General features: G+C 65.3%; 24 protein-coding genes. 9 read left to right on the forward strand and 15 right to left on the reverse strand.

Annotated features, from left to right (window positions below):
• Positions 1-3: 3 nt before the first annotated feature.
• The 4 genes from fdhF to SxD43FB_RS04625 form a co-directional block, all read right to left on the reverse strand.
• Positions 4-2,850 carry a formate dehydrogenase subunit alpha gene (gene fdhF / locus SxD43FB_RS04610; protein ID WP_096061171.1) on the reverse strand — a complete coding sequence of 949 codons (2,847 nt, stop codon included), beginning with the start codon at positions 2,848-2,850 and terminating at the stop codon, positions 4-6.
• Positions 2,847-4,481: a formate dehydrogenase beta subunit gene (locus tag SxD43FB_RS04615; RefSeq protein WP_096061172.1), complete on the reverse strand. Its 1,635-nt coding sequence runs from the start codon at positions 4,479-4,481 to the stop codon at positions 2,847-2,849. The genes fdhF and SxD43FB_RS04615 overlap by 4 nt, the downstream gene beginning before the upstream one ends.
• Positions 4,478-4,930, reverse strand: coding sequence for a formate dehydrogenase subunit gamma (locus SxD43FB_RS04620; RefSeq protein ID WP_096061173.1), 453 nt, complete (start codon positions 4,928-4,930; stop codon positions 4,478-4,480). Before SxD43FB_RS04620 ends, SxD43FB_RS04615 begins: the two co-directional genes overlap by 4 nt.
• 253 nt (positions 4,931-5,183) lie before the next feature.
• A complete protein-coding gene (locus SxD43FB_RS04625; protein ID WP_096061218.1) occupies positions 5,184-6,086 on the reverse strand; it encodes a LysR family transcriptional regulator in 903 nt (300 codons plus the stop codon).
• A 45-nt stretch (positions 6,087-6,131) separates the two neighbouring features.
• Between SxD43FB_RS04625 and SxD43FB_RS04630 the strand changes: the two genes are divergently transcribed.
• Positions 6,132-6,665: a molybdenum cofactor guanylyltransferase gene (locus SxD43FB_RS04630; protein ID WP_096061174.1), complete on the forward strand. Its 534-nt coding sequence runs from the start codon at positions 6,132-6,134 to the stop codon at positions 6,663-6,665.
• A gap of 134 nt (positions 6,666-6,799) precedes the next feature.
• A complete protein-coding gene (locus SxD43FB_RS04635) occupies positions 6,800-8,380 on the forward strand; it encodes an ABC-F family ATP-binding cassette domain-containing protein (RefSeq protein ID WP_096061175.1) in 1,581 nt (526 codons plus the stop codon).
• On the opposite strand, the gene SxD43FB_RS04640 is transcribed toward SxD43FB_RS04635, so the two are convergent.
• Genes SxD43FB_RS04640 through SxD43FB_RS04650 form a run of 3 tightly spaced genes read right to left on the reverse strand, consistent with a single transcriptional unit; the run spans position 8,377 to position 12,570 of the window.
• Positions 8,377-9,906 (reverse strand): DHA2 family efflux MFS transporter permease subunit, encoded by a 1,530-nt coding sequence (locus SxD43FB_RS04640; protein ID WP_096061176.1) that lies wholly within the window; start codon positions 9,904-9,906, stop codon positions 8,377-8,379. The two genes, SxD43FB_RS04635 and SxD43FB_RS04640, sit on opposite strands and share 4 nt — an antisense overlap.
• An 11-nt stretch (positions 9,907-9,917) precedes the next feature.
• Complete coding sequence (locus SxD43FB_RS04645) at positions 9,918-11,063, reverse strand: EmrA/EmrK family multidrug efflux transporter periplasmic adaptor subunit (RefSeq protein WP_096061177.1); 1,146 nt, start codon at positions 11,061-11,063, stop codon at positions 9,918-9,920.
• Positions 11,056-12,570: an efflux transporter outer membrane subunit gene (locus SxD43FB_RS04650; RefSeq protein WP_096061178.1), complete on the reverse strand. Its 1,515-nt coding sequence runs from the start codon at positions 12,568-12,570 to the stop codon at positions 11,056-11,058. The genes SxD43FB_RS04645 and SxD43FB_RS04650 overlap by 8 nt, the downstream gene beginning before the upstream one ends.
• Before the next feature lie 88 nt (positions 12,571-12,658).
• On the opposite strand from SxD43FB_RS04650, the gene SxD43FB_RS04655 reads away from it, so the two are divergent.
• Both SxD43FB_RS04655 and SxD43FB_RS04660 read left to right on the forward strand, forming a co-directional pair.
• The gene (locus SxD43FB_RS04655) at positions 12,659-13,318 is read left to right on the forward strand and encodes a TetR/AcrR family transcriptional regulator (protein WP_096061179.1); all 660 of its coding nucleotides are present in this window, start codon (positions 12,659-12,661) and stop codon (positions 13,316-13,318) included.
• 53 nt (positions 13,319-13,371) lie between these two features.
• Positions 13,372-13,995, forward strand: coding sequence for a response regulator (locus tag SxD43FB_RS04660; protein WP_096061180.1), 624 nt, complete (start codon positions 13,372-13,374; stop codon positions 13,993-13,995).
• 3 nt (positions 13,996-13,998) lie between these two features.
• Here the strand turns inward: SxD43FB_RS04660 and SxD43FB_RS04665 are convergent, their stop codons facing one another.
• From SxD43FB_RS04665 to argH, 4 genes are read right to left on the reverse strand one after another with little or no spacing between them, the layout of a single operon-like run.
• Positions 13,999-14,757 (reverse strand): bifunctional precorrin-2 dehydrogenase/sirohydrochlorin ferrochelatase, encoded by a 759-nt coding sequence (locus SxD43FB_RS04665; protein WP_096061181.1) that lies wholly within the window; start codon positions 14,755-14,757, stop codon positions 13,999-14,001.
• A complete protein-coding gene (gene lysA, locus SxD43FB_RS04670) occupies positions 14,757-16,022 on the reverse strand; it encodes a diaminopimelate decarboxylase (protein ID WP_096061182.1) in 1,266 nt (421 codons plus the stop codon). Before lysA ends, SxD43FB_RS04665 begins: the two co-directional genes overlap by 1 nt.
• Positions 16,023-16,040: 18 nt before the next feature.
• On the reverse strand, positions 16,041-16,298 hold the full coding sequence (locus SxD43FB_RS04675; protein ID WP_096061183.1) for a hypothetical protein: 258 nt from the start codon (positions 16,296-16,298) through the stop codon (positions 16,041-16,043).
• On the reverse strand, positions 16,295-17,665 hold the full coding sequence (argH, locus tag SxD43FB_RS04680) for an argininosuccinate lyase (RefSeq protein WP_069065990.1): 1,371 nt from the start codon (positions 17,663-17,665) through the stop codon (positions 16,295-16,297). The genes SxD43FB_RS04675 and argH overlap by 4 nt, the downstream gene beginning before the upstream one ends.
• A gap of 43 nt (positions 17,666-17,708) precedes the next feature.
• On the opposite strand from argH, the gene SxD43FB_RS04685 reads away from it, so the two are divergent.
• The 5 genes from SxD43FB_RS04685 to SxD43FB_RS04705 all read left to right on the forward strand — a co-directional run bounded on the left by SxD43FB_RS04685 (position 17,709) and on the right by SxD43FB_RS04705 (position 24,073).
• Entirely contained in the window at positions 17,709-18,290 is a 582-nt protein-coding gene (locus SxD43FB_RS04685) for a TlpA disulfide reductase family protein (protein ID WP_096061184.1), read from the forward strand.
• Between the two features lie 257 nt (positions 18,291-18,547).
• On the forward strand, positions 18,548-21,121 hold the full coding sequence (locus SxD43FB_RS04690) for a TonB-dependent receptor (protein WP_096061185.1): 2,574 nt from the start codon (positions 18,548-18,550) through the stop codon (positions 21,119-21,121).
• A 64-nt stretch (positions 21,122-21,185) separates the two neighbouring features.
• Positions 21,186-22,322, forward strand: a complete 1,137-nt coding sequence (locus SxD43FB_RS04695; protein WP_096061219.1) for an aminotransferase class I/II-fold pyridoxal phosphate-dependent enzyme — start codon at positions 21,186-21,188, stop codon at positions 22,320-22,322.
• Positions 22,319-23,572, forward strand: coding sequence for an aminotransferase class V-fold PLP-dependent enzyme (locus SxD43FB_RS04700; protein WP_096061186.1), 1,254 nt, complete (start codon positions 22,319-22,321; stop codon positions 23,570-23,572). The genes SxD43FB_RS04695 and SxD43FB_RS04700 overlap by 4 nt, the downstream gene beginning before the upstream one ends.
• Before the next feature lie 15 nt (positions 23,573-23,587).
• Positions 23,588-24,073: a RidA family protein gene (locus tag SxD43FB_RS04705; protein ID WP_096061187.1), complete on the forward strand. Its 486-nt coding sequence runs from the start codon at positions 23,588-23,590 to the stop codon at positions 24,071-24,073.
• On the opposite strand, the gene SxD43FB_RS04710 is transcribed toward SxD43FB_RS04705, so the two are convergent.
• The 4 genes from SxD43FB_RS04710 to SxD43FB_RS04725 are packed head-to-tail and all read right to left on the reverse strand — an operon-like array spanning position 24,064 to position 26,116.
• Positions 24,064-24,354, reverse strand: coding sequence for a GIY-YIG nuclease family protein (locus SxD43FB_RS04710; protein ID WP_037473250.1), 291 nt, complete (start codon positions 24,352-24,354; stop codon positions 24,064-24,066). The two genes, SxD43FB_RS04705 and SxD43FB_RS04710, sit on opposite strands and share 10 nt — an antisense overlap.
• A gap of 57 nt (positions 24,355-24,411) precedes the next feature.
• Complete coding sequence (locus SxD43FB_RS04715; protein ID WP_096061188.1) at positions 24,412-24,594, reverse strand: Trm112 family protein; 183 nt, start codon at positions 24,592-24,594, stop codon at positions 24,412-24,414.
• Positions 24,591-25,205 (reverse strand): LON peptidase substrate-binding domain-containing protein, encoded by a 615-nt coding sequence (locus SxD43FB_RS04720; RefSeq protein WP_069065984.1) that lies wholly within the window; start codon positions 25,203-25,205, stop codon positions 24,591-24,593. The genes SxD43FB_RS04715 and SxD43FB_RS04720 overlap by 4 nt, the downstream gene beginning before the upstream one ends.
• Complete coding sequence (locus tag SxD43FB_RS04725) at positions 25,205-26,116, reverse strand: tetratricopeptide repeat protein (protein ID WP_096061189.1); 912 nt, start codon at positions 26,114-26,116, stop codon at positions 25,205-25,207. The genes SxD43FB_RS04720 and SxD43FB_RS04725 overlap by 1 nt, the downstream gene beginning before the upstream one ends.
• Positions 26,117-26,194: the final 78 nt, after the last annotated feature.

Genomic DNA, 26,194 nt, shown 5'->3' on the forward strand with positions numbered 1-26,194 from the left:
GTCCTATTCCGCCGCTTCGAGCGGCGCGATGCGACGGCTCCTCTGCGCCTGGCTGGCATAATCCTGCTGCCAGTCGCTGGGGCCATTGGATGGCATCACCTGCACCGCCGTCACCTTATATTCCGGGCAGTTGGTGGCCCAGTCGCTATAGTCGGTGGTGATGACGTTCGCCTGCGTCTCTGGATGGTGGAAGGTCGTATAGACGACGCCCGGCGCGACCCGCTCGGTCACCTGCGCGCGCAATGTCGTTTCGCCCGCGCGGCTGCGCAATATGACCCAATCGCCATCCTTGAGGCCGCGATTGTCCGCGTCGGACGGATGGATTTCCAGCCGGTCCTCCGGGTGCCAAGCGGTGTTGGCCGTGCGCCGCGTCTGCGCCCCGACATTATAGTGGGACAATATGCGCCCGGTGGTCAGCAGCAGCGGGAAGCGCGGGCCGGTCTTCTCGTCGGTCGGCACATAATCGGTGACGACGAACTTGCCCTTGCCGCGCACGAAGCCATCGGCATGCATGGTCGGCGTGCCGTCGGGCGCGGCGTCATTGGCGGGCCATTGCAGCGACCCTTCCGCCTCCAGCCGGTCATAATGGACGCCGGCAAAGGTCGGGGTGAGCGCTGCAATCTCGTCCATGATTTCCGACGGATGGCTGTAGGTCCAGCCCAAGCCCATGGCGTTGGCGACCAGTTGCACGATCTCCCAATCGGCATGGCCGTTGAGCGGAGCCATCACCTTGCGCACCCGCTGGATGCGCCGTTCGGCATTGGTGAAGGTGCCGTCCTTTTCCAGGAAGGTCGATCCGGGCAGGAAGATATGCGCATAATTGGCGGTTTCGTTGAGGAACAGATCCTGCACCACCACGCATTCCATCGCCGCGAGGCCCGCCGCGACATGATGGGTGTTGGGGTCGGACTGAAGGATGTCCTCGCCCTGCACGAACAGGCCCTTGAATGTCCCGTCGGTCGCGGCGTCGAGCATGTTGGGGATGCGCAGGCCGGGCTCGGCGTCGAGCGACACGCCCCAGGCCCGTTCGAACAGGCTGCGCGTCGCGGTGTCGGAGACATGACGATAGCCGGAAAATTCATGCGGGAAGCTGCCCATGTCACACGCCCCCTGGACATTATTCTGGCCGCGTAGCGGATTCACGCCCACGCCCTCGCGCCCGACATTGCCGGTCGCCATGGCGAGATTGGCGATCGCCATGACGGTGGAGCTGCCCTGACTATGTTCGGTGACGCCAAGACCATAGTAAATGGCACCGTTGCCGCCGGTGGCGTAGAGCCGCGCGGCCGCGCGCACCTCGTCCGCGTTTACGCCGGTCAGCGGCTCGATGGCTTCGGGGGAGCGGGCGGGTTGCGAGACGAACTCGGCCCAGTCGGCAAATTCATCCCAGTCGCAGCGTTCACGGATGAACGCTTCGTCGTACAGTTTCTCGGTGACGATCACATGCGCCATCGCGGTCAGCATCGCGACATTGGTGCCGGGGCGCAGCGGCAGGTGGTGATCCGCCTCGACATGGGGCGATTTCACCAGATCGGTGCGGCGCGGGTCCATGACGATCAGCTTCGCGCCTTGGCGGAGGCGCCTTTTCATGCGGCTGGCGAACACCGGATGCCCGTCCGTGGGATTGGCGCCGATCACCAGGATCACATCGGCCTGCATCACGCTGTCGAAATCCTGCGTGCCCGCCGAGGTGCCGAAGGTCTTGCTCAAGCCATAGCCGGTCGGCGAGTGACAGACGCGGGCGCAGGTATCGACATTATTATTGCCGAACCCCTGCCGGATCAGCTTTTGAACCAGGAAGGTTTCTTCATTGGTGCAACGGCTCGACGTGATGCCGCCGATGGAGCGGGTGCCGTACTTCGCCTGGATGCGGCGAAATTCGCTTGCGGTATGGGCGATGGCCTCGTCCCACGATACTTCGCGCCAGGGCTCGCTGACCGAGGCGCGGATCATGGGATTGAGGATGCGGTCCTGATGCTGGGCATAGCCCCAGGCGAAGCGCCCCTTGACGCAGCTATGGCCGCGATTGGCCTTGCCGTCCTTCCACGGCACCATCCGCACCAGTTCCTCGCCCCGCATTTCCGCGCGGAAGGTGCAGCCGACGCCGCAATAGGCGCAGGTGGTGACGATGGCGCGATCGGGCGTGCCTACTTCGACGACCTTCTTTTCGATCAGCGAGGCGGTCGGGCAGGCCTGAACGCAGGCGCCACAGGAGACGCATTCGGAGCCGAGAAAATCTTCGCCCTGCGACGCGGCGACCTTCGAGTCGAACCCCATCCCCTCGATGGTCAGCGCGAACGTCCCCTGCACTTCGTCGCAGGCGCGGACGCAGCGCGAACAGACGATGCATTTGCTGGGATCGAAGTCGAAATAGGGGTTCGACTGGTCCTTCGCCTGTCCCATGTTGGTCGCGCCGTCATAGCCATAGCGCACCTCGCGCAGGCCGACGGCGCCTGCCTGATCCTGCAATTCACAATCGCCATTCGCGCCGCAGGTCAGGCAATCGAGCGGATGGTCGGAGATATAGAGTTCCATCACCCCGCGCCGCAGCTTTTTCAGCCGCTCGGTTTGCGTGCGCACCACCATGCCTTCGGCGACCGGCGTGGTGCAGGAGGCGGGATAGCCGTTGCGGCCCTCTACTTCGACCAGGCAGAGGCGGCAGGAGCCGAAACTCTCGACATTATCGGTCGCGCACAGCTTGGGGATGGAGCCGCCCAGCAGCGATGCGGCGCGCATGATGCTGGTGCCTTCGGGCAGGGTCACAGCCTGCCCGTCGATGGTCAGTGACACGCTTTTGCCCGTGGCGATTGCCGCCGGGGTGCCATGATCGGTTTCGCGGGTGTAGGTCATTCCGCAGCCTCCTGAACGGACGGGGTCAGCCCGAAATCCTCTGGAAAATAGTCGAGCGCGCTCAGCACCGGATAGGGGGTGAAGCCCCCCAGCGCACAGAGCGAGCCATATTTCATCGTATCGCACAGGTCGCGCAACAGGTCGGATTGCGCGTCGAGGGAGGTGTCGATGCGGGATGGGGAACGGGAATAAAGGGCTTTATCGATATACCCCTCCCCCGTTCGCCCTGAGCCTGTCGAAGGGCCTTCCTTTCTTGAAGAAAAGGATAGGGCTTCGACAGGCTCAGCCCGAACGGATTGAGAGGATGGTCGTGCCGCCATGATCCGATCGACAATCTCCACCCCCCGCGTCGATCCGATGCGGCAGGGCGTGCATTTGCCGCAGCTTTCCACCGCGCAAAATTCCATCGCGAAGCGCGCCATGTGCGCCATGTCTACACTATCGTCGAACACCGTGATCCCGGCATGGCCGATAAGGCCCCCGGCTGCCGCAAAGGCCTCATAATCGAACGGCAGATGAAACATGGACGGTGGGAAATAAGCGCCGAGCGGCCCGCCCACCTGCACCGCGCGGACCGGGCGTCCGCTGGCGGTGCCACCGCCGATATCGTTCACCAATTCGCCCAGCGTGATGCCGAAGCCGATTTCGTAAAGTCCGCCATGGCGGACATTGCCCGCCAGCTGCACCGGCATGGTGCCGCGCGACTTGCCAAAGCCAACCGCCGCATAAGCCTCCGCCCCCTCCGAGAGGATAAACGGCACGGCGGCCAGCGACAGCACATTGTTGATGACGGTCGGCTGGCCAAACAGCCCTTTCAGCGCGGGCAAGGGCGGCTTGGCGCGCACTTGGCCGCGCTTGCCCTCGATCGAATCGAGCAAAGCCGTTTCCTCGCCGCAGACATAGGCCCCGGCCCCTTCGCGCACTTCCAGCGTGACCGGGGCGATCCGCTGCGCCGCGCGTTCGATCGCCAGCCGCATCGTGTAGATGGCGAACGGATATTCGGAGCGGATATAGATATAGCCATGGTGCGCGCCGACGGCATGGGCGGCGATCGCCATACCCTCGATCAGGCAATAGGGGTCGCCCTCCATCAGCATTCGGTCGGCGAAGGTGCCGCTGTCGCCTTCATCGGCGTTGCAGACGATATATTTCGCGTCGCCGAGCGCATCCAGCACCGTCTGCCATTTGATGCCGGTCGGAAAGCCCGCCCCACCGCGCCCGCGCAGGCCCGACGCCTTGACCGCATCGACCACCGCCTGGGGAGCAAGCGCGCGCGCCGCGTCCAGGCCTTTCCATCCACCGTGCGCGGCATAATCGTCCAGGCAAACCGGATCGATTACGCCACAGCGGGCAAAGGTGAAGCGCTGCTGCCCGGCAAAGAAGGGCAGCGCGTCGATGCGTCCCAGCAGGTTGGGGTGGGTGCCGTCCAGCACCGCCGCCACATCGCCCGGCCCGACCGGGCCATAGCCGATCCGGCCGTCCGCCGTCTCGACCTCGACCAGCGGTTCGATGCTGAACAGCCCGCGCGATCCGGTGCGGATCACGTCGCACCCGGCCTCCGCAAAGGCGTGGGCGACATCATCAGCGCCCAGCGCGACCGAGGCCATGTCGCGGCTTATATAGATTTTCATGCCGCCACCTCCGCCGCGATCCGCTCCAGCGCTGCGCCGTCGATCCGCGCCACCGGGCGGCCATCAACCAAAGCATTCGGCCCGATCGCGCAGAGACCCAGGCAATAGACCGGCTCCAGACTGACCGCGCCATCGCCGCGCGTCTGCCCCATCGCCACGCCCAGCCGCTGCGCCGCCGCCGCCTCGATCGCCGCGCCGCCGCGCGCCTGGCAGCTTTCGGCGCGGCACAGTTTGACGACATGGCGGCCCTGCGGCGTCCGGCGGAAATCATGATAGAAGGTGACGACGCCATGCACATCGGCGCGCGACAGGTTCAGCGCTTTAGCGATGACCGGCACGACCGCATCAGCAATATGCCCGGCCTCTTCCTGCACGGCATGGAGCAACGGCAATAGCTGGTCGCGCGTCGCGCCATGCTGCGCCGTCCAGCCTTCGATAAACTCGTCCATCCCGATACCCTGCCTTATGGCCGCAATTTTGCGCCATAGTGGGGCGGCGGGGCGCGTCGGTCAAATCGAAGCCAGCGATGCTTGATAGGGATACTCTATCAAGCATCGGACGCGCCCACATCATCTTCCACCGGCGGGGGAGGTGGCTGGCCGCAGGCCAGACGGAGGGGTGTCACCTTATCGAGAGGACGACACCCCTCCGTCACGCGCTTCGCGCGCGCCACCTCCCCTTGCAGGGGAGGATTGTTCTGCCCTAAATCGTCGTAAAGCCCGGCGGCAGGCGCAGTTCCCGCGCCAACGCCAGCACCGCCTGCGCCAATGGTCCCATCGGCGCGCTGTCGGATACGATTACGCCGACCCGGCTGCCCTCCCCCATGTCGGGCAGGGGCGCGGTGCGCGCCCAGCGGAGCCCGTCCAGCAGCGCGGCATGGCTGTCGGGAATGATCGAACAGAGTCGCCCCTGCTGCACCAGCCCCAGCAGCGCGACATAGCTGTCTGCCGTGACCAGCGGTCGCAGCGCCAGCCCGCGCTCGGCGAGCCGCGCGTCCAATATCCGCCGGTTCTGCATCCCCTGATGCAGCAGGCAGAGCGGCAGGCCGGCGAGATCCGCCCAGTCGATGACGGCGGGGATCGGTACGCCGCCCACCGCGCTTACCAGCATTGCGCGCTCGGCATAGAGCGGCACCGACAGCGCATGGGCGGGCGGCTCGAAATCGAGATAGGTGAGGCCCGCGTCCAGCTCGAACGCCGCCAGTTCGCGCTCGATCTGGCGCGATGTCAGTGCCCGCACCGAGATGTTCAGCCCCGGATAGCGTTCCAGCATCGCCGTCGCGAGGCAACCGATGGCGGGCATGGCGGCGGGGATCGCGCCTAGCCGCAACTCGCCCCGCAACGGCCCGCGCGCGGTTTCCGCCGCCTGCCCCAGCGCCTCGGCCGCCGCCACCAATTGCCGCGCCCAGGGCAGGATCGCTTCGCCTTCCGGCGTCAAACCGCCATATTTGCGATCGCGGCGGATGAGGCGCTTGCCCAGTTGCGCCTCCAGCGTCGCGATTCCCGCCGACAGCGTGGGTTGCGACACATGGCATAGCGCCGCCGCCCGCGCGAAATGGCCTTCGCGCTCCAGCGCCAGAAAATATTCGACAAGCCGGGTCTGCATCGCTTTGCTATAGGCTTTATAGAGCGAAGCTATCAAGGAAGCGCTATGGCGGCAGGACGGATATTGGGCGCGGTGCTGGCGGGGGGCCGTTCCAGCCGCTTCGGCAGCGACAAGGCGATGGCCCTGATGGCCGATGGCCGCACCCTGATCGACCATGCCATCGCAGGCCTTGCCCCGCATGTGGCGCAGGTGGTGATCTGCGGACGCGCGGGCGGCCTGCCTGATCGGCCCGCGCCGGACATGGGGCCGTTGGGCGGGCTTAACGCGGCGCTCCATCATGCGCTTGCCCATGGTTTTGATGGCGTCCTGACCACCGGCTGCGACATGCCGCTTTATCCGGCAGAGTTGCCCGCCGCACTGATCGGCGAGGGCGCGGCGATCCTCAAGGGCCAGCAACTGCTCGGCTGGTGGCCCGTCATCCTTGCGCCTACGCTCGACGCGCATCTGGCGGAGACGAATAACCGCTCGATCCGTGGCTGGCTCGACCGCATCGGCGCGCGCGTGGTGGCGAGGCCGGAACTGGTGCTGCCCAACATCAACCGGCCAGAGGATCTGGCGCATTGGGCGGAAGACGACTGACGTCGGCGCACGGCTGTTGCGAGGGTGGCCAACTCGATCTATGATCGCGCTGCCGACCCACGAAAAGAAACCCGCCATGGACATCGCCCTGACTGCTTAGCCCACCCGCTCTGCCTTCAGGAAAGCCTGTGTCCATGCCTGCCATTACCCTTTCGACCCTTGGATGGTCCGCGCCCGACGGTACTGCCGTTCTGGCCGGGCTTGATTTCCGCTTTGCATCCGAACGTATCGCCCTGATCGGTCGCAATGGCTTCGGCAAGTCCAGTCTGCTCGCGCTGATCGCCGGGGAGCGCACCCCGACGCACGGGCATGTCACGATCGACGGACGCATCGCCATGCTGCGCCAAAATCTTGAACCAGCGCCGGGCGCGAGCATTGCCGACCTGTTCGACGCGCGCGAGGCTTTGGCGGTGATCGACCGGGCGGAGGTAGGCAGCGCGACGCTCGATGAACTGGATGCCTGCGACTGGACATTGCCTGCGCGCATTGCCGATGCGCTGGCGGACGTGGCGCTGAGCGCTGATCCCACAACGCCGCTCGTCAGCCTATCAGGGGGCCAGCGTACCCGCGCCGCGCTCGCCGCCGCGCTCTTTACCCAGCCCGATTTCCTGCTGCTGGACGAACCGACCAACCATCTGGATGCCGAGGGGCGGGAGGCCGTCATCGCGCTGCTCGCCCGCTGGCGTGGTGGCGCAATCGTCGTCAGCCATGATCGCGCGCTGTTGGAGACGATGGACGCCATTGCCGAACTCACCACGCTGGGCATCGCCCGCTATGGCGGCAATTGGTCCGCCTACACGGCACGCAAGGCGCTTGAACTGGCCGCCGCGCACCATGATCTCGACCATGCCGAAAAACAGGCGGCGGCCCTGTCGCGCAAGACCCAGCAACTGACCGAGCGCAAGCAGCGCCGCGATGGCGCAGGCAAGCGCGACGCGGCCAAGGGCGGGATGCCCCGCATCCTGCTGGGCCAGCGCAAGCAGCAGGCCGAACAATCGGGCGGCGATGCCGTGCGCCGCGCCGGGCAGCAACAAGGCGAAGCGCGGCAGGCGATCGACGCAGCGCGCGCGCGGATCGAGATATTGGAGCCGATCCGCATCGCCCTGCCCTCCGCCAACGTCGCGCCGGGCCGCATCATCCTGACGCTCGACGCGGTGACGGCGGGTCATGCGCCGGACTGCCCGGTCCTGCGCGACATCAGCCTGACGATCAGCGGGCCGGAGCGGGTGGCGATCACCGGAGCGAACGGGTCGGGCAAGTCGACGCTGCTGCGCCTGATTGCGGGTGATCTGTTGCCGATGGCAGGCCGGGTTCACCGCCCTGTCGATTGCGCGCTGCTCGATCAGGACGTTGCGCTGCTCGATCCGGCACGCAGTATCGCGGACAATTTTGCGCGGCTGCACCCCGGCACGACCCGCAACGCAGTCCATGCCGCGCTGGCCCGCTTCCGGTTTCGCGCCGACCTGGCGCTGCAACAGGTGGGCACGCTGAGCGGCGGACAACGATTGCGTGCGGGGCTGGCGTGCGTGCTGGGCGGGGCCGCGCCGCCGCCCCTGTTGTTGCTGGACGAGCCGACCAATCATCTCGACCTCGATTCGATCGCGGCGATCGAACAGGGGTTGAACGCCTATGACGGCGCGCTGCTGGTGGTCAGCCATGATGCGGCTTTCCTGGACGCGATCGGCATCACCCGGCGGATCGCCCTGCCGCTTTAGTGCGCGGCGGACGTATCCACCGGCCCGGTCGGCTTGGGTGCGAGCCAGACGATCGCCGTCGCGAGGAACAGCACAAGCGCCGACAGGAAGAAGACATGATCCACCGCGATCGCCAACGCCTCCTGATCGACCAGATTGGAGATGACTTGGCGCGCTTGCTCGAAGGACATGCCCATCGCGCTGAGTTGCGCCTGCGTATCGGCCGGTTGCAACGTGCCCGCCATCTCGCTGCGCGACACGCGCTGGCCGTTGCCCCAGCCGGTCAGCACCAGCGAAGTCGCGATCGCCAGTGCCATCGTCCGCAGGAAATTCTGCAGGCCTGCCGCCGATGCCGTCTCGTCGGGCCGCACTGACCCTAGCGTCAGGGTCGTCAACGGTATCATGAAGAAGGGCATGGCGAAGCCCTGAATGAACTGCGGCGCGGCCATCGACCAGAAATCGATCGAGCTGGTCCAATGCGCCCGCCACAAGGTCATCAGCCCCAGCCAAAATAGCGCGCCCGAAATCATGATGCGCGGATCGACCCGCCCCGTCATGCGCGCGGCGATCGGCGCGGCCATCAGGGCCGCCACCGCCGTCATGGCGGTCAATATGCCGGCGTCGGTGGCGGTATAGCCCATCGACGTTTGCAGCCATTGCGGGATGACGACGATACCCGCGAAATAGGCGCCAAAGCCCAGCGCCAGCGAAAAGACGCCCGACGTGAAGCCGATGTGGCGGAATATCCGCAGATCGACGATCGGATGCTCTTCGGTCAATTCCCAGATGATGAAGGCGGCAAAGCCGATCACCGCCAGGATCGCCAGGATGACGATCAGCGGATCGCCGAACCAGTCATGGTCGCGGCCGATATCCAGCATGATTTGCAGGCAACCGATCCAGAAGACCAGCAGGAACAGGCCCATGCGATCGATCGGCACGCGCGCGGTTTCCGTTTCCACCGGGCGCAGCAGCGCCATCGCCGCCACCACGCACAGGATCGCGATCGGCACATTGATGAAGAAGATCCAGTGCCAGCTCCAATTGTCGCTGATATAGCCGCCGATGATCGGCCCCATTGCCGGGCCGAGCAGCGTGGTCATCGCCCATAGCCCCATCGCCCGCGCGCGTTGGTCAGGCGGAAAGATGCGCAGCAGCAAGGTCTGCGACATCGGCATGATGGGGCCGCCGCACAGCCCCTGGCCGATGCGGCAAGCCACCAGCATGGTGAGCGACATGGACAGGCCGCACAGCACCGAGAAGATGCCAAAGCCGATCATCGCCCAGATGAACATCTTCACCACGCCGAACCGCTGGGCAAGCCAGCCGGTCAGCGGCACGCAGATGGCTTCGGCCACCGCATAGGAGGTGATGATCCACGTCCCCTGATCGGCCGTGATGCCCAGATTGCCCGATATGTGCGGCACCGAGACATTGGCGATGGTGAGGTCAAGCACGACCATGAAATTGCTGAGCGCCAGCACCAGCCCGGCGAGTGTGCGCTGGCGCGGCGTCAGCCGGGAAAAGATGCTGTCCTGGTCGCTCACCTGCCGACCCTTCAGTGACCGGAAAGGTCGATCTCGACCTCCGTGGAGAGACCGACGCGCAAGGGGTGCGCCGCCAGTTCCTTGGGGTCGAGCGCAATGCGGACAGGCAGCCGCTGCACCACCTTGATCCAGTTGCCGGTCGCGTTCTGGGCCGGGATCAGCGACAGCGACGCGCCGGTGCCGCCGGAAAAGCCGACAACCTTGCCATGATAGATGACGTCGCCGCCGTAGATATCAGCGGTCACCTTGGCGGGCATGCCGACCTTCACCTTGCCCAGTTGCCGTTCCTTGAAATTGGCATCGACATAGACTTGGGCGAGCGGGACGATCGTCATGATCGGGCTGCCCTGCGCGACGCGCTGGCCGACCTGCACCTGGCGCTTGGTCACGACGCCGTCGATCGGCGCGCGGATGGTCGTGCGTTCTAGATCGAGTTTCGCCGCATCGAGCTTCGCCTGCGCCGCCATCACCGCTGGGTCGGTGTCGACCCGCGATCCGCGCACCAGCGCGTCATTGGCCGCCAGTTGCCCGCTCGCGGCGCTGCGCGTCGCCTGCGCCGTGGTCACGCTGGCGCGCGCGACATCGAGTGCGGCGCGGGCGGCGGCATAGGCGGTGCGCGCACTCGTCACTTCGTCGCCCGATACCGCCCCGTCGCCGACCAGCGCTTCACGCCGTTGCAGATCGACCCGCGCCTTTTCGACATCGGCCTGCGCGCTGGCGAGTTGCGCCCGCGCCTGGACGATGTCCGCGCCGCGCGCATCGACCTGCGCCGAGAGCGCGCCGCTGGTGGCCGACATCTGGCGGAAGCGCCGCTGTGCTTCGGCGAGATCCGCCTGGGCCTGCGCGATGGCGATGCGGGCGTTGGTGGGGTCGAGCTTCACCAAAATGTCGCCACGCTTGACCGCCTGCGTATCGCTGACCAGCACCTCGATCGCCTGCGCGGAAATCAGCGGCGTCACCTGGGCCATCTCGGCATTTACATAGGCATTGTCGGTGCTGACATGGTTGCGGCCAACCAGAAAATACCAGGCCGTCCAGAGGAGCCCGGCGACGATCACCGCGAGCGCCAGCCGGGTCAGCCAGGTCTTGCGCGCACAGCTGCGATCGGCCTGGGCTTCATCGGTCGGGGCGGTAAATTCGGGAGTGGCGTCAGCCATGCGGTGCGTCCTTGGACAGGGCGGCGTCAGGGGCGAAACCGCCACCCAGCGCGCGGATCAGGGCAATATCGAGCGAAAAGGCGCTTGCCTCCAGCCCGGAAACGGTACGCTGCGCGGCGAGGAGTTGATCCTCGACATTCAGCACATCCAGATAGGTGGACAAGCCGCCATCATAGCGTTTCTTGGCGATGCCATAGGCGTCCTGCGACGCGGCCACGGCCGCACGGGCATCGACCAGACGCGCGTCCAGCGTGCGGCGGCTGGTGACGGCGTCCGCCACCTCCTGATAGGCCGTCAGCACGGCCTTGTCATAGCTCGCCACCGCCTCGTCATAGGTCGCGCGCGCGCCGCGATACTGGCCCTGCAGCGCGCCACCGTGGAAGATCGGCAGGCTGATCGCCGGCCCGGCATTGCCGAAGATCGAGTCCGTCTGGAACAGACTATTGGTGAAGGGCTGGGCCGATCCGATCGCGCCGCCATTGGCGAAGACGGTGTTATAGCCCAGCGACTGCAAGCCGATCAGTGCGCTCAGGCGCACGGCGGGGAAGAAATCGGCGCGCGCGACCTTGATCCGCTTGGCCGCCGCCTCGGTGCGGGCAAGGGCCGCCGCAATGTCGGGACGGCGCGCGACCAGATTGGTGGTGACGTCGGCGGGAAGCCCAAGTGGTGCCAGTGCGCCGGGCGTTGGCCGCATAATCGCCGCTCCCCGGTCCGGCCCCGCGCCGATCAGCGCCGCGATCTGATGCTGGCGCAGTGCGATCGCCATGCGCGCACCGGCCAGTTGCGCCCGCGCGGACGCGACCGTGGCATCGGCCTGCCGCACGCTGCCGCGCGTTTCCAGCCCATTTTGCCGCCGATCCGCAACCAGCTTCTGGCTGGCCATGCGGATGGCGAGCGTGCGCTGCTGAATGTCCGCCTCATCATAGAGCCGGGCAAGGTCGGCATAGGCGTCGGCGATGCCCGTGGTCAGCGCCAGTTGCGCCTGCTGCGCATCAAGCTCCGCCGCGCGTGCCTGCGATGTTGCCGCCGCCAGTGCCGCGCGGTTCTTGCCCCACAGGTCGAGGTCAAGCCCCAGGTCCAGCGCCAGCCGTCCGGTGCCGAGCCAGCCCTGCGGCACGAACTCCTTGGGCATGCCCATATTGTAGCTTTGCTTGGTGGCGGCCGCGCTGGCGTCGAGATTGGCGGAAGGCAGCAATGCGGCGCCGGACTGTTGCGCCAGCGCCTGTGCCTGGCGGAAACGGGCGGCGGCGATCGCCATGTCGGGCGCGTTGCGCAAGCCTTCTTCGATCAGCGCGGTGAGTTGCGGATCGCCATAGGCGCGCCACCAGTCCGTAGCGGGCCATGCCGCCTGCGGTGCGGCGAGGCTCTGCTGCGCGGCGATCATGTCCGCCGCGCGAATTTCGGGCTTGGTGCCAAGGTCAGGGACCGCCGCGCACCCCGCCAGCAACGACATCATCGTCGCCAGGACCAGCGGACGAACGGGCGGGGAAAGGCGACTCACCGACATAAAAACCGTACCATCTAGTATGAAAAACGCATCTGGCGTCGCGACACCCGCTTGTCAAGATTTTTATCATACTCTATGGTACGGTTTCATGACAGGCGCTTCCACCACTCCCCCCACCAGCCGAAGGGAAGCACGCCGTCTGGACCGGCGCGATACCATATTGACCGTGGCCAAGGCCTATTTCCTGGAACATGGCTATGCCGGGACGACCATGTCGGGCATCGCCGCGGCGCTGGGCGGGTCCAAGGGCACTTTGTGGAATCACTTCCCTTCAAAGGAAGACTTATTTTCGGCGGTCCTCGATCGGGTCGCTACCACCTATCGCGCGCAACTGTCGCAAATCCTCGACCCGTGCGGCGTGCTGGAACCCACTTTACTGCGCGCCTGTCGCAGCCTGCTCGACAAGGTCTGTTCAACCGAAGCGATCGCCCTGCATCGGCTGATCTATGCCGAAAGTGGTCGATTTCCCGAACTCAGCCGGATATTCTTCGAACTTGCGCCGCGCCACACCCGCGCCCTGCTCGCCGACTATATAAGTGGTGCAATGGATCGGGACCAGTTGCGGCGGGACGACCCCGCCGATGCGGCGCGCGTCCTGATGGCCCTGACCATGGCTGGCAGCCATCAGCAGTTGATGATCGGTCAGATTACGGAACCCTCGTCAGCGCAGATGCAGGCCGATGTCGATCTGGCCGTCGACCTGTTCCTGCGCGGCTATGCGCCCGAACCGAACAGCGCGAACCGTTAACCATTTCTTTGCGGTGCGTTCCTATCCTTCCATGACGGGCGGAAGGACAGACGATGCCATTTTTCAAACGGAACGAAGCCTCGCAGTTCGATGCCCCCGATGCGGAGGGTCGCGCGCGCGCCCAGCGCCGCCTGCGCGTGCTGCTGATCGACGAAAATCCGACTGCGCGCGCTGTCATCGCCCGCCGCCTGTCGCACCTCAATTATGACGTCGCCCTCGCCGACACGGGATTCAGCGCGCTCAGCCTGCTCGTAACGCATAGGGCCGATATCATCTTGATCGACATGGGGCTGACGATGCTGCCCGCCGTCGCGACCATGAAGCAGATCCGCGCCGCCAATCTCGCCGCCTCCGCCTGTTTCGTCATGATCGCCGGGCGGCTCGACAGCCAGGCGACTGTCGAAGCGCTGGACGCGGGCGCGGACGACTATGTCGTCAAACCGTTCGACTTCGACATATTCGATGCCCGCCTGCGCCATCTATGCCAGCGCGCCGAACAAATGGGGGCTCTGACCCGCCACAATGCCGAACTCGACGCCCGCATCGCGCGCCGTGCCGTGGAACTGGGCGAAACCCGCGAAACGCTGCGCGAATTGCAGATTGATCGTGCCCGGCTCGTCTCCTCGATCCAAGCCTTGCACGACGAACTCGAACGAGTCACCGCCCAGCAGGGCTAGGCGTCAGTCCAGGGTCAGCCACAGCGACAGGCCGTCGCCCGGCTGCGCAGGTGGCGCGTCCACCGCGATCCGCACCGCATCGGCCCGCGCCCGGTCGAGGATCACGGCCGCGACCCTTGGCTGGTGATAGACCCGGTCGGCCTCCCCCAACAGCCGCGCCACCCGCAAGGTCAGATCATCGGGATCGTTGGATGTCAGCCTAATCGGCTCCAGCCGCGTCGCATCCGCATCGCCCTGCCCTTCGATCCAGCGCGGCACGGCATCGGCCGCACCCGCGCGCAAGGGATCGATCATCCCGCCCGCCGCCAGCCCGGCATCGATCGCCCGGCGTCGATCGCCGCCATCGGGCCAGCGCGCGCGGATCGCCCCCCGCGCCGCTGACAATGTGCTCGCCAAAGCGCCAAGGCCTGCAGGCAACAGCGTCTCCAGCCTTTGCCGCAACGCCTTCGCCAGCCCCGCCGATGCGCCGCCCGTGCCGATCGCGATCAGTACGGGATCGCGATCGACGATCGCGGGCAGCGTAAAATCGCACAGGTCGGGATTGTCGGTCGCATTGACCAGCACGCCGCGCGCGCGCAGGCGCTGGGCAGTAACGGCATCGCCATCCGACACGATCGCGATCCGCGCATCGCCATCTTCTTCGCCCACGATCCGCGCGCCTGCCCGTTCCAGCAGGCGGCGCTTGGCGTCCGCCGCCTCGCCTTCGCCGGTCAGGATCACGGGCCTGCCCGTCAGGCGCAAGAACACGGGCAGACTGTGCATCAGTCTGCCAGCCAGTCGGGGATCGAATCACCCTCGATCAGCGTCTCGATCGGCGGGCGGGCCCGGACTACGGCCCAGCGGTCACCCGACACCAGCACTTCGGGTGTCAGCGGGCGGCTGTTATAGGTGCCCGCCATGGTCGCGCCATAGGCGCCTGCGGTCATGAAGGCGACCAGATCGCCGGCTTCGACCACGTCCATATCGCGCCCCATGGCGAAGGTGTCGCCCGTCTCGCACACGGGTCCGACAACATTGGCGGCTGCCTGCTTGCCCGATGGCGCGACCGCGCGAATGTCATGCCAGGCGTCATAGAGGCTGGGCCGCAACAGGTCGTTCATCGCTGCATCGACGATGACGAAGGGTGCCTTGGCCCCCTGCTTCACGCGCACCACGCGCGAGAGCAGCGCGCCGGCATTCCCCACGATCACGCGGCCAGGCTCGAACATCAGCCGCACCGGCCAGCCCTGCGTCACGCGGCACACCATCGCGCCATAGTCGGCGGGGCTGGGCGGCAACGGCTGCGACGGGTCGTAGGGCACGCCAAGGCCGCCGCCAAGGTCCGCGGTGCGGATGTCATGGCCCGCTTCGCGCAGCGCCGTGATGAGTGCGCCGACCTTGGTAAAGGCGGCCTCCAGCGGGGCGAGATCGGTCAACTGGCTGCCGATATGGACGGCGACACCCTGCACATCCAGCCCCGGCAGATCGCGGGCGGCGGCATAGCTCTCCAGCGCGCGGTCATAGGGGATGCCGAATTTGTTTTCCGACTTGCCGGTCGAGATCTTGGCATGGGTGCCCGCATCGACATCGGGATTAATGCGATAGGCGACCGGCGCGCGCTTGCCCATCGACAGCGCGACTTGCGACAGCATCTCGGCTTCCGGTTCGCTTTCCAGATTGAACTGGAAAATGCCATGGTCAAGCGCCAGCCGCATTTCGTCTGCGGTCTTGCCGACGCCAGAAAAGACGATGCGGTCGGCCGGGATGCCCGCCGCCACCGCGCGCAGCAGTTCGCCGCCGGACACCACGTCCGCGCCCAGACCCAGCTTCGCCAGCGTCGCCAGGACGGCGGCATTGGGATTGGCCTTGACCGCAAAGGCGATCAACGGATTGTCGAGCGCGGCCAGCCCTTCGCGGAACACGCCGACATGGCGTTCCAGCGTCGCGGTCGAATAGACATAGACCGGCGTGCCGACCGCATCGGCGATCACCGCCATCGGCACCTGCTCCACCCGCATGGTGCCGTCCACATAGTCGAAATGGTCCAATTTCCAGTCCTTACAGGCTTATTGCGGCTGCTTTTCGGGGGGCAGGTCGAACGGGTCGTCGCTCCGCTGGCGCGATTGGGTCAGCAATTCGACGTTGCGTTCGGGCCGCGCCTGAATGGAGGGTGCCATCAGTTCGCCGCCGGTGGGGGCGGTCGCCGCGCCCACCGGCACGGCGGGCAGTTTCTGGTCCTTGAGCGGCTTGAGCGAAGGTCGGCCGCCGCAGCCCGCCAGCACCAATGCGGCCATAGCCAGCCCGGCCAGCGTGCGCGTCTTCATGAGTCCAGTTCCTTCTTCGCCTGAGCGATCCGCGCCCGCACCTGCGCCGGGGCCGTGCCGCCATGGCTCGTCCGGCTCGCCACGGAGGCATCGACGGTCAGCACCGCATAGACGCGATCGTCGATCCGCGCGTCTATATCCTTCAGCGTCGCGATCGGCAGTTGATCGAGCGGTACGCCTGCCGCCTCGGCCGCCGCCACTGCGCGCCCGGTGATATGATGCGCCTCGCGGAAGGGAATGCCGCCTTCGCGCACCAGCCAGTCGGCCAGGTCCGTCGCGGTGGCGAAGCCGCTTTCGGCGAGGCCGCGCATCCGATCGGTGCGGAAGGTCACCGTCTCGATCATGCCGGTCATCGCCGCGATCGACAGGCCGAGCAGGTCGTGCGCCTCGAACACCGGCGGCTTGTCGTCCTGCATATCCTTCGAATAAGCGAGCGGGAGGCCCTTCATCGTCACGCACAGCGCGGTCATGCAGCCCATGATCCGCCCGGCATGGCCGCGCACCAGTTCGGCGGCATCGGGATTGCGCTTCTGCGGCATGATCGAGCTGCCGGTCGAATAGGCGTCGGGCAGTTTCACGAAGCCGAAGGGCTGGCTCGCCCAGATGATGAACTCCTCCGCCAGGCGTGAGAGGTGCAGGGATGCCTGCGTTGCCGCCATCAGATAATCGAGCGCGAAGTCGCGGTCGGATACGCTGTCCAGGCTATTGTCGGTCGGCCGGGCAAAGCCCAGCGCCTCCGCCGTTGCCTGGCGATCGATGGGAAAGCCCGTGCCAGCCAGCGCGGCTGCGCCCAGCGGACATTCATCGGCGCGCGCCCGCGCATCGGCAAAGCGGCTGCGGTCGCGCCGCACCATTTCATAATAGGCCATCAGATGATGGCCGAGCGTCACCGGTTGCGCCGACTGCAAATGAGTGAAGCCCGGCATCACCGCATCGGCATGCTCCTCCGCCCGCGCCAACAGCGCGCGTTGCAGGCCAAGCAGGCCCGCCGCCACTTCGTCGATCGCATCGCGCACCCACAGGCGGAAATCGGTCGCAACCTGATCGTTGCGGCTGCGGGCGGTATGCAGCCGTCCGGCGGTCGGCCCGATCAGCTGCGCCAGCCGCGATTCCGTGACCATATGAATATCTTCGAGGTCGAGATCGACGGGCACGCCATCGGCTTCATATTCCGCGGCGATCCGGTTCAGACCTTCGGTAATCGCCTGCGCATCCTCGCCATCGACGATGCCCTGTTGGGCGAGCATCGCGACATGCGCCTTGGACCCGGCGATATCTTGTTGCCACAAACGCTTGTCGAACGGGATGGAGGCATTTATCTCGCGCATGATCGACGCGGGGCCGGCCGCAAACCGGCCACCCCACATGCTGTTGGAGCCTTCTCCCTTGGAACCTGTTTCGCGCGCGCTAATGATACTGCTCCTGGCTGCCGGTCTGGCGGCTTGCGATAGGCAATCGCCGCCCGCTGGGCAAGCCAATGCAAGCATGAGCGGCGAGGTTCCGGCATCGGGCGATGCGACGGCGGGCAGCGAAGCGTTCAACTACCGGCTCGATCGCAGCAAGGCGGGGACGGCCGCGCCGACCTTCGCCTTCCAAAACCCCGATGGCGGCGAGGCGACGCTGCAGGATTTTGCCGGGCGGCCAATGCTGGTCAATTTGTGGGCGACCTGGTGCACGCCATGCGTCGCGGAAATGCCGACGCTTGACCGGATCGCCGCCACCTATGGTCCCAAGGGGCTGGCCGTCCTCACCATCTCGCAGGACAATCAGGGTGAAAAGGCAGTAAAACCCTTTTTCGCCAAGCATGACCTGCCGCATTTGAAGGGTTGGGCAGACCCCGAAAACCAGTTCGGTTTCGACTACGCCACCGGCCTGTTGCCCACCACCGTCCTCTATGATGCGCAGGGCAAGGAAATGGTGCGCGTCATCGGCGCGATGGATTGGGAAGGGGCGGAAGCCAAGGCGCTGATCGACGCCGCGATGGCATCCTGATCCGAAAGACCAGGGCGCGCAGAAACGAACATAGCGACAAAATCCACCATGCCAGCTGCGTGCAAAATGCATGATCGCCAGTGCAAAATTAGCAATTGCGCAAAGTCGTAGAAGAAAATTATCCTGACGAGTCGCCATCCAAATAAGCAGCGGCAATTATTGCATTTTTACTTAAAAATTGTGCGGCGCAATAGAGGCTTTGCCTGAGCCAATCGTCAAACCCCCTGTCATCAACAATGCAATAACAGGGGGCATGAATGACACGCTTGTCAGCGCTTAAACTTTCATTGATTCTCGCTTCGTCTTGGTCCGCTTGCGCATTGGCGCAGGAAGCACCGCAGGAACCACAGGCCGAGGACGGCGGCACCATCATCGTCACCGGCACTCGCGCCGTCGGCATGCAGGCCGCCGACAGCGCCGCACCCGTGCAGGTGTTCAGCCAGGAGGCTTTGAGCCGCGTCGGCCAGCCGAACCTCAATCAGGCACTGACCCAGTTGGTCCCGTCCTTCACCGCCCAGACGCAGGGCACGGACATGTCCAACTTCGCGCTCTCGGCCCGCCTGCGCGGCCTCAGCCCCAACCACACGCTGGTCATGGTCAATGGCAAGCGCCGCCACGGTTCGGCCATTCTGCAAGTGATCGCGGGCCCATTCCAGGGTTCGGCCGCACCCAGCATCGACCTGATCCCGCCAGACGCGGTGGAACGCATCGAAGTGCTGCAGGACGGCGCGGCCGCCGTGTACGGCACCGACGCAATTGCTGGTGCGATCAACATGATCCTCAAGGATCAAAGCGAAGGCGGCAGCTTCAAGGTTACCGGCGGTCAATATTATAACAGCGAAGGCGAACTCTTCTCGGCATCGGGCAATGTCGGCTTCAAACTGGGTGAAGACGGCTTCTTCAATGTCACCGCCTTCCATCGCCGCCAAAATTATACGTCGAACGGCACCGGCCAGGTTTCGATGGCCGACATCAACGGCAATCCCTACACGGTCCCTGCAGGCGCAACGCCGACCGGCTGGTTCGGCGGCACGAGCGGCTATTATGATCCCGCCTGGGCCGATCTCGACCTGAACGGTATCAATGGCGGCCAGGCCAAGTCGCAACTCAACCTGCTCTTCTACAATATGGGCTATGATTTCGGCGGCGTCGAACTCTACAGCTTCGGCGACGTGTCCCGCCGCGTAGGCTATGCCAAGCAGGGCTATCGCCCGCCCAACCGCATCTGCGCCAGCACGACCGACCTGTCGACCTGCTTCGGCGATACCGGTACGTTCGGCATGGTTCCGCAGCAGAAGGTGGAGCAGAAGGAATATAGCTTCACGGTCGGGGCCAAGGGTGAATTCGGTGGCGGCTGGAACTATGATGTCAGCACCACCTATGGTTATGACCAGAACAAGATCTGGACCATCGAATCGGCGCATCGCGCGCTGTGGATCGAATCCTACCAGGCATCACTGCTGCCCGGATCGACCGTAACCCCCAGCACCGTATCCGACGCCTATGACGGCGGGTTCAAGCTCAGCCAGCTCACGAACACGCTCGACATCCGCAAGGAATTCGATGCTGGCATGGCGGGTCCGCTAACCCTCGCCTTCGGTGGCGAATATCGGCGCGACACCTATGAAATCGTGCAGGGCGATTTCGCTTCCACCTATAAGGAAGGCGTCCAGTCCTTCCCTGGCTATAAGGATGTCGATGCCGGTGACCATAGCCGCAGTTCCAAGGCGGTCTATCTCAACCTGATCGCCAACCCGATCCAAGGCTGGACCCTCGATCTTGCCGGCCGCTACGAAGATTATAGCGACTTTGGTGATACCCAGATCGGCAAGATCACCACGCGCTACGATTTCTCGGACGCCTTCGCGATCCGCGCTACGGCCAGCACCGGCTTCCGCGCGCCGACATTGGCCGAATCCTTCTATTCCACCGTGAATGTCGGACCGACCAGCGCCGTTCTGCAACTTCCGGCTGGCTCGCCTGCTGCGTTGCTGCTGGGCTTCAATGCGTTGAAGCCGGAGAAATCGACCAACTTCTCGGCCGGTATCGTGGTGCGGCCGATTCCGCGCCTCGCGATCACGATCGATGGCTATTATATCAAGATCAAGGATCGCATCTCGGCCACCGCATCGTTGCCTGCCATCCAGGGTGGCCTTCCTGTCGCGGGTGCCGAAAGCATCTTGGCCGCGATCGCCTCGACCGGACTTGTACTCGATACCGGCCTGCAAACACTGGGCGTAGCCAGCTTCACCAACCTGATCGATACGGAAACCTACGGCATCGATTTTGCCGCCCGCTATCCGGTCGCGCTGGACTTTGGCAAGCTCGACCTGTCGCTGCTGGCCAACTACAACAAGACCAATATCACCGACAACAAGAACACGGCCTTGTTCAACGCCCAGTCGGAAAGCTATATCGAGGACGCATCGCCTGAATATAAGGTCGTCGCGGGCATCAACTTCGCCAGCGGGCCGTTCAATGCCAATCTGCGCCAGACCTTCTATGGCAAGACCAGCATCCTTGTCCGCTCCGCTCTGTCGGCTGCGGCGATGAACGGCCAGCCCCAATTGCGTGACGGTATCGTGAAGGCTACCGGCATTACCGATCTGGAGTTGAGCTATAACTTCACCGATTATGTCAGCTTCTCGCTTGGCGCGAACAATCTGTTCGACAAGCGCCCGGAAACGCCCAAGCTGCTGGAGGGCGTAACGGTACTGCCAGGCCAGTCGCCCTATGAAAGCGGATCGGGTGCCTGGAACGCGGTATATGGCCATGGTGCCTATGGGTCGGCGGGCGGCTATTATTACGCGCGTATCGACTTCAAATTCTAAATCAGATCATGACGAAGGGCCGGTTCGGGAACGAACCGGCCCTTTTCCTATGGAGGGTGCCTGCATGACTGGATCGTCCGACAGCCTGTCCCGCCGCATGCTGATGCGCGGGGCTATGGGTGCCACCGCATTTGCGACCGCAACCCCTGCCCTCGCCCAGCGCGGGCGCAAGGTGGATCTGCCCGACGATCCCGCCGCAATGGTCGCCAGCCTGACCGACGGCATCTTCCTCAACAGCAATGAACATCCCATCGGCCCCGGCGCTGCGGCGCTTGCCGCGCTGGCTAAGCTGCCACCCTTGTCGGGGCGTTATGGCATGGCGTTTGCGGGCAAGCTGGAAAGCCTGTTCGCGCGGCAGAACGGCCTGTCGCCGACACAGGTGCAGGTCCATCCCGGCTCCTTCATGCCGCTTCGCTCGGTCGCGCTCAGCTATTCCTCGACCGATCGCCCCATCGCCTATTTCGAGCCGACCTTCGACCAGGGTTTCCTGGGCCTTGGCAACCAGAGCGTGACGCGATCGGTCGCCGTGCCGCTGTCGGGCGATTTCGCCGCAGACCCCCGCAAATTGCTCGCCGCCGCGCCGAATGCGGGCGTCTATTATCTGTGCAATCCCAACAACCCGACCGGCCTGGTCACGGCACGCGCCGACATCGACTGGCTGCTCGCCAACAAGCCCAAGGGCGCGATCCTGCTGATCGACGAAGCCTATATTGATTTCAGCGATGCCCGGACCTGTCTCGATCTGGTCGCCAGCGGCGCGGACGTGCTGGTGACGCGGACCTTTTCGAAGATTTACGGCCTGGCGGGCTTGCGCTGCGGCCTGATTGCGGGGCGCAAGGATCTGCTCGACGGCATGGCCCGCTATGGCACCAACATCACGCCCATGCCCGCCGTGATCGCGGCAGAGGCGAGCCTGCTCGACCCCATGCTGCTGCCCATGCGCAAGGCCGAGAATAAGGCGGTGCGTGATGATCTCTATCACTGGCTCGACGCGCAGGGGCTGCGCTACCTCCCCTCGCAGGCGAGCTTCGCGATGATCCATGTCGGCCGTTCGGGTGCGGCCGTCACCGCCGCGCTGGCGGCGCAGAAAATCTACATTGGTGGTCCGCGCAAATATATGGACGACTGGGTCCGGGTCTCGTTCGGCACGCCAGCCGAAATGCAGGCGTTCAAGACCGGACTGCTCAAGGCGCTGGCATGAGCCTCAGCCGCCGCGAGGCGCTGGGCGCGGCGGTGGCCCTGCCGCTGGCGGCGCGGACGGCGCGCGCCGCGACGCCTACCCTGCCCGACAAGGACAGTTTTGCCGCCACCCCGGTCGCCTATCTCGACAGCGCATCGACGCACCCAATCAGCCTGGGCGCGCGCGCCGCGATGGACGCCTATGTCGCGTCGCGGACGCTCGATCCCGCTGCGCTCGCGCGCAAGCCGGTCGATCGGGCCGGGGTCATCGCCAAATTCGCGCGCCTGGTGAACGCAGACGCGGATGAAATCACCTGGGTCCAGTCCACCACCATGGGCGAGCAGGCGGTGCTGCGCGCGCTCGGCTTGCCCGGCAGCAAGGGCCGCGTGGTCACCGACACGCTGCATTTCTACGCCGCCTTTCCCATGTATCTGGAGATGGCCAAGCAGGGCGTCGATGTCGCTTGGGTCCAGGCGCGCGCGGGACGTATTGAACTGGACGACATGGCCCGCACCATTACGCCCGGCACCCGGCTCGTCAGCCTCTCGCTCGTATCGACCTATAATGGCTTCCAGCATGACCTGAAGGCGGTGTGCGACCTGGCGCACAAGGTCAGCGCGTTGGTCTATGCCGACATCATTCATGCGGCGGGGGCGGTCCCGGTCGATCTCCATGCCAGCGGCGTCGATTTCGCCGCCTGCGCCAGCTATAAATGGCTGATGGGGGATTTCGGGCTTGGCTTCCTCTACGTCAGGCGCGGCGTGTGGGATCAGCTACCCCGTACCGAATATGGCTATTATGGCTTTGCCGCGCCCGACGCCCCGCCGGGCATTGGCCTGTCGCCGCCGCAGACCCACGCCTATCCGCTCGACCCGCCGGGCGACGCGCCGGTCAGCTATGCCGTCCGCACAGGCGCGCTCGGCCATTTCGCGACCGGCACCTATGCGCAGGCAATCGTCGCCGCGCTCGACCATTCGCTCGACTATATCGGTCGCCTGTCGGTGCCCGCCATCCAGGCCCATGCCCAGCAGTTGATCGCCCCCTTGCGCGAAGGCCTGCGCGCCAAGGGCTATGCGATCATCACGCCATCCGGCACCACCGCGCCGCTGCTGACCGCGCTGCTGCCCGATGCCAAGGCGCGGCTGTCGGACTCGCTGGCCAAGGCCGGGGTGCGTGTGTCGTTGCACGATCATCATCTGCGCGTCTCGCCTTCGGTGTTCAACGATGCGACAGATGCCGAACGGCTGCTCGCCGCCCTGCCCCGTGCCTGATATTTGGAGAGACTGATGGTCCGCCTGATCCCCGCCGCCCTGCTGCTGGCTGCCACGCCTGCGCTGGCGCAACCCGCCCCTGCGCCGCAGCCGATGCCCGCCAGCCTGCCCTTCTCCCCCGCCATCCGGGTGGGCGATACTCTCTACATGTCGGGGCAGATCGGCCAGGTGCCTCAGGGCATGGACGCGCATAAAGAGGGGTTCGACGCGGCGGTCAGGGGCGCGATGGATGCGATCGGCGGCATCCTCAAGGACAACGGCCTCGATTTTGGCGATGTCGTCAAATGCACGGTGATGCTGGACGACATGGCCGACTGGTCCCGCTTCAACGCCGCCTATACGCCCTATTTTGCCGGCAAGCGCTTGCCCGCGCGCAGTGCCTTCGGCGCGGACGGGTTGGCACTCGGCGCGCCGCTGGAAGTGGAATGTATCGCGGCTTATTCTTCACAAACCGCCGTTCGTCCTGAGCCTGTCGAAGGACGCGCGCCAACCTATCCCTGATCCTGCCGATTCCGCGCCAACAGGCTCAACCGCGCCCAGTCACCATCAATCAGCGCCTGCTTTTTTGCCCGGCTCCATCCTTTGATCCGTCGCTCGGCCGTCAAGGCTTCGTCGCGGGTGCCGAAACTTTCAGTCCAAACCAGATGGAGCGGTCTACGCGCGAAGGTATAGCCGGGGATCATGCCCATTTGGTGCGCTGCGATCCGGCTCTCCAGGTCATCCGTATGCCCGGCATAGAAGCTGCCGTCGCTGCATCTTAGCAGATAAGCGTGGAAGGCCATCGCTTGTGCGCGTCCTTCGACAGGCTCAGGACGAACGGGGGACTGAGAGAGGCATCATCACATGATGGGCACGGCTTCCCGCGCCAACAGCACCGGGACGCCGTCGCGGACCGGATAGGCCAGGCCCGCCGCGTCGGACACCAGCGCCTTGCGCGCGGCGTCCCAGCGGAGGGGCGTGCGGGTTACCGGGCATACCAGCTTGGCGAGGAGCCAGGGGTCGATCGGTGCAATCTCGCTCACTGCATCGTCGCGCCGCCATCGCGGTCGGCGCGGCCGACGATCTGCATCAGTTGGATGATGCGCTCCGACCGTTCGGACAGCGTGTCGGCTTCCAGCAAGGTCTGCTTGGCGGCGGGGTCGAACGGGGCGATCTGAGCGATGCCGTTGACCAGCGACGTGTCGTCCAGCCGCGACACGGCGGTCCAGTCCACCACATAGCCCAGCGCATCGGCAAAGCGCCGCGATTCCTGCTCCAGCGCAGCGCGTTCGACCGCGTGCAGCACTTCATCTTCCTGCGGCGCCTGTTCAATGTCCGCTTCGATCTGGCGGAATTGCGTCGCCACCGGCAGTTCGCGCACGAAGCGGAAGCGGGCGAGGCCGGTCAGGATGATGTTGAACCGCCCATCCTCCATCGCCTCGATATGGCTGACATGGCCCAGGCACCCCATGTCGAACAGCGAAGGCACCGGGCCGCCTTCGCGCGGCTGGATCATGCCGATGCGCCGGTCGCGCGCCATCGCGTCATGGATCAGCGCCCGGTAGCGCGGCTCGAAAATATGCAGCGGCAGGTCCATGCCCGGCAACAGCAAGGCGCCGGACAAGGGAAAGATCGAGACGCGCGCGAGGGGCATCAGGCGAAGAGAATCTGCGACAGCTTGCGACGCTGCGCCGACACCCATGGATCTTCCAGCCCGACCGCTTCGAAGATGGTGACGAGTTGCGCGCGCGCAGCGCCCTCGTTCCAGGTCCGGTCGCGTCGCACGATTTCCAGCAGCGCATCGGCGGCCCCGTCGCGGTCGCCATTGGCCATCAGCCCGCCTGCCAGTTCAAACCGGGCTTCATGATCGTCGGGATCGGCGGCGACCTTCGCTTCCACCGCCGAGAGGTCAGCCAATGGCTTGACGTCGCGCGCCAGCGCGATCGCGGCGCGCGCCTGATCGATCGCGCCGTGGCGGGCGATCTCGGCGGGCAAGGCTGCCAACAGCGCTTCGGCCTCGTCCAACTGACCCAGCATCACCAGCGCGCGCGCTTGCCCAGCGACCACCTCGACCATGTCGGGGGCCATTGGCGCGATCTGCGTGAACACCGACAGCGCCCGCTCGGCGTCGCCCTCGGCCAGCAATTCCTCTCCCATGGCGATCAACGGCGCGATTTCCTGCGCCTGCGACTTTTCTTCCGATTCGATCGGCAGTTGCGACAGTAATTGGTCGAGATATTGTTTGAGCGCGCCTTCGGTCCGTGCCTGGGTCAAATCTGCGACCGGCTGGCCCTGGAATACGGCATAGACGGTCGGGATCGACTGGACCCGGAACTGGCTGGCGATGAAGCCATTGTCATCGACATTGACCTTGACCAGCTTGACGCCCTTGGCCGCATAGTCGGCGCAGACCTTCTCGATGATCGGGGTCAGTTGCTTGCACGGGCCGCACCATTCGGCCCAGAAATCGACGATCACCAACTGGGTGCGCGACGGCTCCACCACGTCCTGGCGAAATGCCTCAATTGCCGCCTTGTCGGCCTCGCTCAATCCCAGGGTCGCCACGCTTCAATCTCCTGCCAATGCGGTGTGTCGCCGCCTCCATATATCGCCATATGGGGCGCGTCACCCTTGTCCCGCAAG

It is taken from the genome of Sphingobium sp. D43FB (assembly GCF_002312805.1).
Lineage (GTDB): Bacteria > Pseudomonadota > Alphaproteobacteria > Sphingomonadales > Sphingomonadaceae > Sphingobium.

What these genes read in the sequence shown, in the direction of transcription:
- SxD43FB_RS04660 (WP_096061180.1), top strand. Translation starts at nt 13,372, where the DNA reads ATGCCATTTTTCAAACGGAACGAAGCCTCGCAGTTCGATGCCCCCGAT.
- SxD43FB_RS04675 (WP_096061183.1), bottom strand. Translation starts at nt 16,298, where the DNA reads ATGAAGACGCGCACGCTGGCCGGGCTGGCTATGGCCGCATTGGTGCTG.
- SxD43FB_RS04645 (WP_096061177.1), bottom strand. Translation starts at nt 11,063, where the DNA reads ATGGCTGACGCCACTCCCGAATTTACCGCCCCGACCGATGAAGCCCAG.
- SxD43FB_RS04620 (WP_096061173.1), bottom strand. Translation starts at nt 4,930, where the DNA reads ATGGACGAGTTTATCGAAGGCTGGACGGCGCAGCATGGCGCGACGCGC.
- SxD43FB_RS04630 (WP_096061174.1), top strand. Translation starts at nt 6,132, where the DNA reads ATGGCGGCAGGACGGATATTGGGCGCGGTGCTGGCGGGGGGCCGTTCC.
- SxD43FB_RS04690 (WP_096061185.1), top strand. Translation starts at nt 18,548, where the DNA reads ATGACACGCTTGTCAGCGCTTAAACTTTCATTGATTCTCGCTTCGTCT.
- SxD43FB_RS04615 (WP_096061172.1), bottom strand. Translation starts at nt 4,481, where the DNA reads ATGAAAATCTATATAAGCCGCGACATGGCCTCGGTCGCGCTGGGCGCT.
- SxD43FB_RS04720 (WP_069065984.1), bottom strand. Translation starts at nt 25,205, where the DNA reads ATGCCCCTCGCGCGCGTCTCGATCTTTCCCTTGTCCGGCGCCTTGCTG.
- SxD43FB_RS04635 (WP_096061175.1), top strand. Translation starts at nt 6,800, where the DNA reads ATGCCTGCCATTACCCTTTCGACCCTTGGATGGTCCGCGCCCGACGGT.
- SxD43FB_RS04685 (WP_096061184.1), top strand. Translation starts at nt 17,709, where the DNA reads ATGATACTGCTCCTGGCTGCCGGTCTGGCGGCTTGCGATAGGCAATCG.
- fdhF (WP_096061171.1), bottom strand. Translation starts at nt 2,850, where the DNA reads ATGACCTACACCCGCGAAACCGATCATGGCACCCCGGCGGCAATCGCC.
- SxD43FB_RS04625 (WP_096061218.1), bottom strand. Translation starts at nt 6,086, where the DNA reads ATGCAGACCCGGCTTGTCGAATATTTTCTGGCGCTGGAGCGCGAAGGC.
- SxD43FB_RS04705 (WP_096061187.1), top strand. Translation starts at nt 23,588, where the DNA reads ATGGTCCGCCTGATCCCCGCCGCCCTGCTGCTGGCTGCCACGCCTGCG.
- argH (WP_069065990.1), bottom strand. Translation starts at nt 17,665, where the DNA reads ATGTGGGGTGGCCGGTTTGCGGCCGGCCCCGCGTCGATCATGCGCGAG.
- SxD43FB_RS04655 (WP_096061179.1), top strand. Translation starts at nt 12,659, where the DNA reads ATGACAGGCGCTTCCACCACTCCCCCCACCAGCCGAAGGGAAGCACGC.
- SxD43FB_RS04695 (WP_096061219.1), top strand. Translation starts at nt 21,186, where the DNA reads ATGACTGGATCGTCCGACAGCCTGTCCCGCCGCATGCTGATGCGCGGG.
- SxD43FB_RS04710 (WP_037473250.1), bottom strand. Translation starts at nt 24,354, where the DNA reads ATGGCCTTCCACGCTTATCTGCTAAGATGCAGCGACGGCAGCTTCTAT.
- SxD43FB_RS04650 (WP_096061178.1), bottom strand. Translation starts at nt 12,570, where the DNA reads ATGTCGGTGAGTCGCCTTTCCCCGCCCGTTCGTCCGCTGGTCCTGGCG.
- SxD43FB_RS04665 (WP_096061181.1), bottom strand. Translation starts at nt 14,757, where the DNA reads ATGCACAGTCTGCCCGTGTTCTTGCGCCTGACGGGCAGGCCCGTGATC.
- SxD43FB_RS04700 (WP_096061186.1), top strand. Translation starts at nt 22,319, where the DNA reads ATGAGCCTCAGCCGCCGCGAGGCGCTGGGCGCGGCGGTGGCCCTGCCG.